8 protein-coding genes are annotated in these 7,395 nt (G+C 55.4%); all 8 read left to right on the forward strand.

Annotated elements, in window-relative coordinates:
* The first annotated feature begins 917 nt into the window (after positions 1 to 917).
* The 8 genes from gor to OSC10802_RS0119415 all read left to right on the forward strand — a co-directional run bounded on the left by gor (position 918) and on the right by OSC10802_RS0119415 (position 7,268).
* Complete coding sequence (gor, locus tag OSC10802_RS0119380; protein WP_017718427.1) at positions 918 to 2,261, forward strand: glutathione-disulfide reductase; 1,344 nt, start codon at positions 918 to 920, stop codon at positions 2,259 to 2,261.
* A 240-nt stretch (positions 2,262 to 2,501) separates the two neighbouring features.
* Entirely contained in the window at positions 2,502 to 2,969 is a 468-nt protein-coding gene (locus OSC10802_RS0119385; RefSeq protein ID WP_017718428.1) for a tetratricopeptide repeat protein, read from the forward strand.
* A 154-nt stretch (positions 2,970 to 3,123) separates the two neighbouring features.
* A complete protein-coding gene (locus tag OSC10802_RS0119390) occupies positions 3,124 to 3,669 on the forward strand; it encodes a hypothetical protein (protein WP_017718429.1) in 546 nt (181 codons plus the stop codon).
* A 210-nt stretch (positions 3,670 to 3,879) separates the two neighbouring features.
* Positions 3,880 to 4,452 (forward strand): sigma-70 family RNA polymerase sigma factor, encoded by a 573-nt coding sequence (locus tag OSC10802_RS0119395; protein ID WP_017718430.1) that lies wholly within the window; start codon positions 3,880 to 3,882, stop codon positions 4,450 to 4,452.
* Complete coding sequence (locus tag OSC10802_RS40900; RefSeq protein ID WP_017718431.1) at positions 4,449 to 4,808, forward strand: hypothetical protein; 360 nt, start codon at positions 4,449 to 4,451, stop codon at positions 4,806 to 4,808. The genes OSC10802_RS0119395 and OSC10802_RS40900 overlap by 4 nt, the downstream gene beginning before the upstream one ends.
* 19 nt (positions 4,809 to 4,827) lie before the next feature.
* Positions 4,828 to 5,325 carry a Spy/CpxP family protein refolding chaperone gene (locus OSC10802_RS0119405; protein ID WP_017718432.1) on the forward strand — a complete coding sequence of 166 codons (498 nt, stop codon included), beginning with the start codon at positions 4,828 to 4,830 and terminating at the stop codon, positions 5,323 to 5,325.
* Positions 5,326 to 5,465: 140 nt separating this feature from the next.
* Complete coding sequence (locus tag OSC10802_RS0119410; RefSeq protein ID WP_017718433.1) at positions 5,466 to 6,116, forward strand: YqiA/YcfP family alpha/beta fold hydrolase; 651 nt, start codon at positions 5,466 to 5,468, stop codon at positions 6,114 to 6,116.
* A gap of 195 nt (positions 6,117 to 6,311) precedes the next feature.
* Complete coding sequence (locus tag OSC10802_RS0119415; protein ID WP_017718434.1) at positions 6,312 to 7,268, forward strand: N-acetylglucosamine kinase; 957 nt, start codon at positions 6,312 to 6,314, stop codon at positions 7,266 to 7,268.
* Positions 7,269 to 7,395 lie beyond the last annotated feature (127 nt).

Below are 7,395 nucleotides of genomic sequence, written 5' to 3' on the forward strand. Positions count from 1 at the left end.
CCTGCAGCAACCCCCCCTGATAGTTTCAACGCACCCTTCTGGCTAATAGCTCCCTTTTACAGGTTGCTTTTAAACAGCGTTCGCGCTTAGCATTTGTCTCCTGGCTAGGAACCGCGCAATCCTGAATCGCTACCTTTTTGTAAGCTTTTTTTAAAATTTCTCTCCCTTTCCTGTAAGCTGGAAGGCTTTCCCAAATTTTATAACCCTTTAACATCTCGCCCTCCCGCTCCCCTGTGTGTGACGTTGGAATCATATAGCGCCCCTTCCAATTATTTGGGGGAATCTATATTACAAGCTCCCAGAGTTGTAGCCCAGTAGGCTTAAAGGACTGAGCGGTTTCATTCCAAGGGAAATCACCAGAATGTTTCAAATTTTTAACTCTCCTTACGTTTTATATACTGCGGGAATTACTGACCCGAGCGCTTGGGATGGGGGATCTTATCTTAGCCGCCAATCAGATATTGAAATAGCGGAAAACCCATCACGAGAATGTTCTGCTACAGCGATCATGGCCGCCCTGTGAGCCGTTTTCTGTGGATGATTAAAATCTTAACGTTCAGCTCTGAATACTACATCCGTGTAAATGAATAAATTATTCCGTATGGTATTCTAAGTGAAAATACTTAGAAAAATTTCCGTAGAATTGCGTAAGCCGGCGCAGATTTGGCTGATGGGTTAGGGGTTAGGGGGCGCGGGGTTAGGGGGCGCGGGGTTAGGTGTCAGGTTTCAGGGTTCAGGGGTTAGGTGTCAGATTTCAGGAACAACCCAATGCCCCATGCCCTATGCGATGATGCCCCATGCCCCATGCCCGATGCCCCATGCCCGATGCCCCATGCCCGATGCCCCACTCCCCCGAGCGTCCCGTGAACTGTGTCACGCTGTTATTGTGGGTTGTTACGAGCGGATGCTATTGAGCCATGACATACGATTACGATCTGTTTGCCATCGGTGCGGGTTCTGGGGGGCTGGCTGCTGCCAAGCGGGCGGCATCATACGGAGCTAAGGTGGCCATCGCCGAAGGGGATTTGGTGGGGGGAACCTGCGTGATTCGGGGCTGCGTGCCCAAAAAGCTGATGGTTTACGCCTCGGCTTTCTCCGGGCTGTACCAGAACGCCACCGGCTACGGATGGAGCGAAGTCCAGCCCAGCTTTGACTGGACGCGGCTGGTGGGAGCGGTGGATCAGGAAGTCCGGCGTCTGAGCGAGCTGCATGTCGGGTGGCTGGAAAAAGCCGGTGTGGGGCTGATTCGGGGGAGCGCCCGCTTTGTTGACGCTCACACGGTGGAAGTGGGCGAGCGCAAAATCACCGCTGACAAAATCTTGATTGCTGTGGGCGGGGAAGCCTTCAAGCCGGATATTCCGGGGATTGAGCACGCGATCACCTCCCGCGAGATGTTCTGGCTCAAAGAGCAGCCGAAGCGCATGGCCATTATTGGCAGCGGCTATATTAGCGTGGAATTCGCCGGCATTATGAATGGGCTGGGCACGAATGTCACCCAAATTATCCGCCGCGACTTGATTTTGAACGGATTTGACGAAGATATCCGCACCGGCGTCCAAGAAGGAATGGCCAAGCACGGGGTTCAATTTTTGACCGAGACGACTGTGGCCAAAATTGAAAAGGTGCCAGAGGGGTTGCAGCTGGCGCTCTCTGGAAAGAACGCCGGAACGCTGACTGCGGATGCGGTCCTGTGCGCCACCGGTCGCAAGCCCTATTTAAAGGGGCTGGGTTTGGAAAATGCCGGTGTTGAGGTGGCCGGTGAGGCTATCGCGGTTAAGCCCGACAGCAGCACCAGCCAGCCCCATATCTATGCGGTGGGGGACTGCACCAACCGGCTCAACCTGACGCCGGTGGCGATTGCCGAAGGTCGCGCCTTTGCCGATACGGTGTTTGGCCACACGCCCCGCCACATCTCTCATAAAAATGTGCCCTCAGCGGTGTTTTCCCAGCCGGAAGCCGGCACAGTCGGCATGACGGAAGCGAAAGCCCGCGAGCTGTTGGGCGATGGCGTGAAAATCTATCGCGCCCGCTTCCGCCCCATGTTCTACAGCCTCACCGATGCGGATGAGAAAACCACGGTCAAATTAGTCGTTGACAAAACTACCGACCGCGTGCTAGGAGCGCATATCGTGGGCAAAGATGCGGCGGAGATTATTCAGGGAATCGCCATAGCGGTGAATATGGGAGCCACCAAGAAGGACTTTGACGCCACGGTTGCCCTTCACCCAACAGTCGCAGAGGAGTTTGTCACGCTGCGGTAAGGGGAGTTCTGGATCTCAGGAGCTTCTGGAGCTTTTGCGGGAGCCGGTTTATATAGCGGCTCTCAGTTCGATGAACTATGGCCCAGAAACCCGGTTTCTTAAAGAAACCGGGTTTCTCAAAATTCAAGCGTGAGCGCGCCCCTGCGGGGAAAAGTTTTCTTCCTTCTTCCTTCTGTTCGTTTTTGCTTGCATAATAGTGAGGGGCATGCCGCACACTCCTCACATCTGGAACGCACTTGTATGAATGAATCATCTGTCAACCAGTTACTCGAAGACCTGAAAAAGTCTGATGAAGCCGTCCGCAACCGGGCAACTCAGGAACTCTGGCGCATTTGGTTTCACCAAAAAGGGGTCTATGGGCTGGAACTGATTCAGCGCTCTCAGATTTTGCTGGAGGCTGGCGAAGTGGCCGAAGCTGAAGCGGCGCTCACAGAACTGATCAATGACCAGCCTGATTTTGCGGAAGCCTGGAACCGGCGCGCTGTCCTCTACTACACCCTGGGGCAGTACAAAAAAGCTATCGCTGACTGCGAGAGGGTTATCAAGCTCAATCCGGTTCATTTTGGCGCACTGCACGGTCTGGGTTTGTGCTATGCCGCAATTAGTGACTACAGGGCGGCTATCCAAGCTTTTCGCAAAGCTCTAGAAATTCAGCCCTACGCCCTGGTCAACCAGCGGCTGATTCTGGAATGCACGGCGCGGCTTTAGCTCATCGGGAGCCTCTCACTCACGCAAAACGGTGGGTTGGGATAGAGAAACCTTACCGGAAATCGAGAAACCGGGTTTCTTTAAGACACCCGGTTTCTTCCCAAGAATGCGTCCCCCTGGGGCGCTGCACCAATACGATATTGAGGGCGGATGAATGACTTATTTGAGTGGGTTAAAAGAGTTCATCTCTTCCTGGGATGACAGGTTTGTAGGAGAAACAGACTGGGATACCTTTCGGGAAAGCCCCCAGGGCAATATCAACAGGGATGGGACGTCCGCTTGCAGCGACTCTCCTATCTTTTCTAAGTACCACCGCAAGTTTAAAAAATCACTAGAGTCAGGCGTCCGAGAGCTTACTATTGCTTTGATATTAAAATTTAAGTGCATTACATACTCCAGCTGCCAGGGGCACTTTTCGACAGCCGATGCCGTGATGCGGCAAAGATATGTGGGGGTTGTCCCCCGAAATGAAAAAGAGTACCAAGATTTACTGGCGCTGTTTCAAGGTCTGGCACTGCTGGCGAACGCTCAGGTGGCGGACACTTCCGTGAGAGTGTTTGTGCAGGAGGATACTTTGGAGTCAGAAGATTATATCACGCCCTGTCTCAACCTGTTTTTTGTGCCGGTGGCTGGCGATGAAGAAACTTACTTCCGCGATGTGGGGGTAGTATATAAGAAGCTTTTAGAGATTATTGCGTGACTGCCGGCAGTAAGCTGCTAGGCTTTCGATCGGCTTGTGGTCGAAAGGAGGCAGAGCCTCCCGATCTGCGTTCCCAGCCTCAGGCTGGGAACGAGGGAACGAGGGAATCTGAAAAAACCACCCCCGCAAGGGGGGGAGGGGGTGAACCTTTTCTCTGCCCGCCTGGTCTAAAGTGTCACAAATGAACAACCGGTAAGGAAGACCCCGCCAGTGTCTGTTGTGCCAGCTGATGTGTTAATAGTGAGCGAATCTGACTCGTACCTCGTGCAGCAGTGCTTGAAGGGCGACCGGCAGAGCTTTAGCGAGCTGTACCGGCGCTACGAGCACAAAGTCCGGTCAACCCTCTACCAGTTGTGTGGGCCATCCAGCTTGGACGACCTGGTGCAAGAGGTCTTCCTGAAAGCCTGGAAAGGATTGCCCAAATTTCGGCAGGCGTCCAGCTTTTCCACTTGGCTGTACCGGATCGCTTGGAATGTGGCAGCGGACCACCGGCGCGCGCAAGCTGTGCAGCGCACGGGGCTGCAAAGCCTCACCGACACCGGCACGCCCCACGCTGCAGCACCTGACTTAATGCAGATGCACTACCAAGACCTCGTGCAGCGCGGACTCGACCGGCTCAGTTTCGAGCATCGCAGCGTTATGGTGCTGCAGGATTTGGAGGATTTGCCGCAAAAAGAAGTGGCAGAAATCTTGGGGCTGCCGGTGGGCACCGTAAAGTCGCGCCTGTTCCACGCACGCGCTGCTCTGCGGCAATTTCTTCAGCAAGAAGGAGTGGAGTTATGACTCAGCAGCCCATTGATGACCAACCCTTAGTAACTTTCCTGCGCCAGCACCGCCCTGAGGCTCCCCCACCGGCACCGGATTTGGAGGAGCGGATTTTGGCGGCGGTGGCCAATGAACCGGCACATGTCCGGCAGTACCGGCACCGCCGCCTGTGGATCGTGCCACCGGCAATTGCTGCCGGCGTGCTGATTGCCATAGCCGGTCACCGGCTGCTGACGCCCCCAACCCCCAGTCCGGCTGAAATAGCCAACCTGGAGGCATTCTTCGTCAACAGCTGGGATGGCACCCTCAGCGACAGCTCGGCGGCTGATACAGCTTTCGAGCCGCTTCCCCCAGACAGTTCACAAAGCCAGTAAGAATGACAAGGTAAGTACAATGCTGTTCCGTCGCGTTTCTGTTTTAGCTGTTTTAATGCTAGCTTTGGGTAATGCCGCTGCCCTGGCACAGTCCGCTCCTGCGCCAGAGGAGCCGGTTGCCCAAAGACCGGGGGATGATGGGCCACCGGGGCCACCGGGGCGCGGCCCGGGAGAATTGTTTGAGCAGCTGAATCTTTCTCAAGACCAAATGCAGAAAATGCAGCAGATTCAAGAGCGGTACAAAACCCAGATGCAGCAGCAGCAAAAAACATTGCGTCAAGCTGAAGACGAGCTTCGCGATCTGATGGCGGGCACTGCTGACCAGAACCAGCTGCGCGAGAAACACCGCCAAGTTCAAGCCTTGCGGGAAAAGATGGGAGAGCTGCGATTTGAAAGCCTGCTGGAAATGCGAGAAGTGCTCACCCCCGATCAGCGCCGCCAGATGTCGGAACTGATGCAGCAGCGCCGGCCTGGTATGCGGAACGCCCCGGGCAGAGAAAGACCGCAGCCAAATTGAAGTGGCCCTTTGGATTTTGGATTTTGGATTTTGGATTGAGGATTGAGGATTTTGGATTGAGGATTGATTGTTTTGCCGATCGATGCGATGATGCCCCATGCGATGATGCCCCATGCCCAAGACCCCATGCCCCATGCCCCATGCCCAATTATCCAACTTACATCTACCTGCACGGATTTGCTTCTAGCCCCCAGTCGGCTAAAGCGAAATATCTGCGCGACGGCTTCCAGACGCGCCAGATTGATATGAAAGTGCCCGACCTCAATCAGGGTGATTTTTCCCACCTGACGCTAACGCGCCACCTCAAACAAGTCGCGGCGGAATTTCCACCGGCACCGGCAGCGGTTGCTATCATTGGCTCCAGCTTTGGCGGACTGACAGCCGCCTGGCTGGGACAGCAGCACCGGCAAGTCCAGCGATTAGTCTTGCTGGCACCGGCATTTCAATTTCTCTGCCACTGGCTACCCACCTTGGGGGAGGAAAAGATGCGGCGGTGGCAAGCAGGAGGATACCTGCCGGTGTACCATTATGGTGAGAAGGAATCCCTGCCGCTGCATTATGATTTTGTTCTAGATATGAGACAGTATCCAGAACAGCAGCTACAGGCACCCATTCCCACCTTAATTATGCACGGGCGTCACGATGAAGTGATTCCCATTCAAGCCAGCCGGGATTTTGCTGCCACTCGCCCTTGGGTGCGGCTAGTGGAACTCGACAGCGACCACGCCTTGGCCAATGTCCTGGATGAGATTTGGCAGGAGATTTGCCGGTTTTTGGATGTGCCTGATTGAGCCGGTGACTGTACGCGAAGCGTTCCCGCAGTGCGGAGCGCGGTAAACAAACAACCTGGCGACTGAAGTCGCGGCTATACAAACAAAGCCCGCCTTCGCGGGCTAATATGATACAATACATTCTATTCACGAATAATCTGTTTCTTCTTTCTTGGCGCTCTTGGCGTCTTGGCGGTTCAAATAAATTAATCTTAAATGACTAGCGTTCTAGGAATAGATGGCGGCGGAAGCAAAACAGTCTGCGTCCTGATGGACGAAACCGGCAAAATTCTGGGGCGAGGCGAGGCGGGAGCCTCGAATTACCAAACCGTGGGAATAGAGACAGCCGGCAATTCAATTGGAAACGCCATCGCACAGGCGGTTTCTCAAGAAACCGGCTTTCTGGAGGTGGGGGCGATTTGCTTGGGGCTTGCCGGCGTGGGGCGTCCTGAGGATATTAAAGTGGTGGGAGGTTTAGCGCAACAGTTGCAGGCGAGGGCGGACTTGCCGGTCAGGTGGGCGGTGCCGCCGGCGGGTGTGGTAATCTGCAATGACTGCATCATAGCCTTGGCTGGGGGAGTGGGGGAGCCGGTGGGCATTGTGGCGATTGCTGGCACCGGCTCGATTGCTTACGGGCAAAACCGCCGGGGAGAGACGAAGCGAGCCGGTGGCTGGGGGTATATTTTGGGGGACGAAGGGGGCGGGTATGATATCGCTTTACGCGGATTGCGAGCGTCGGTGCGCTCTTATGACGGGCGTTTGGGTGCGACGGTTCTGACGGATTTGATTGTGTGTCATCTGGGGGTGAGAAGTGCGGAAGATTTGGTGGGGGTGGTTTACCGGCGCGGGTGGGGTGCGAGAGAGATTGCCGGTTTAGCGCCGCTGGTGGGGGAGGCGGCGGATGCCGGTGATGCGGTGGCGGTTGGGATTATTGACAGTGCGGCGGAGGAGTTAGTGGAGGCGGTGCGGGCGGTGATGGGGGGGATTTTTCAGGAGGGTGAGGGGTTTGAGGTGGTGACTGCCGGTGGGGCGTGGCGGATTTCGGATCTGTTGCGGGAGCGGTTTGCGGTGTCGCTGGCTGCGATCGCCCCGGCGGCTGAGGTAATTTGGCCCCGATACGAGCCGGCAAAGGGTGCCGGTTTGCTGGCGCTGCGGGCGATTGGCTGCCGTTGAGTGGGAAATTGGAGGGGGTGGGGTGCCGGGATTTGGGGATTTGGGGATTTGGGATTTTGGAAATAAGCGGCGCTGCACTCTAGAAGGATGATTAAAACTTTTTCTGTGTGTTTCAAGGAAAACAACA

The sequence above is a fragment of the Kamptonema formosum PCC 10802 genome (assembly GCF_000332335.1).
Taxonomy (GTDB): Bacteria; Cyanobacteriota; Cyanobacteriia; order Cyanobacteriales; family Oscillatoriaceae; genus Oscillatoria.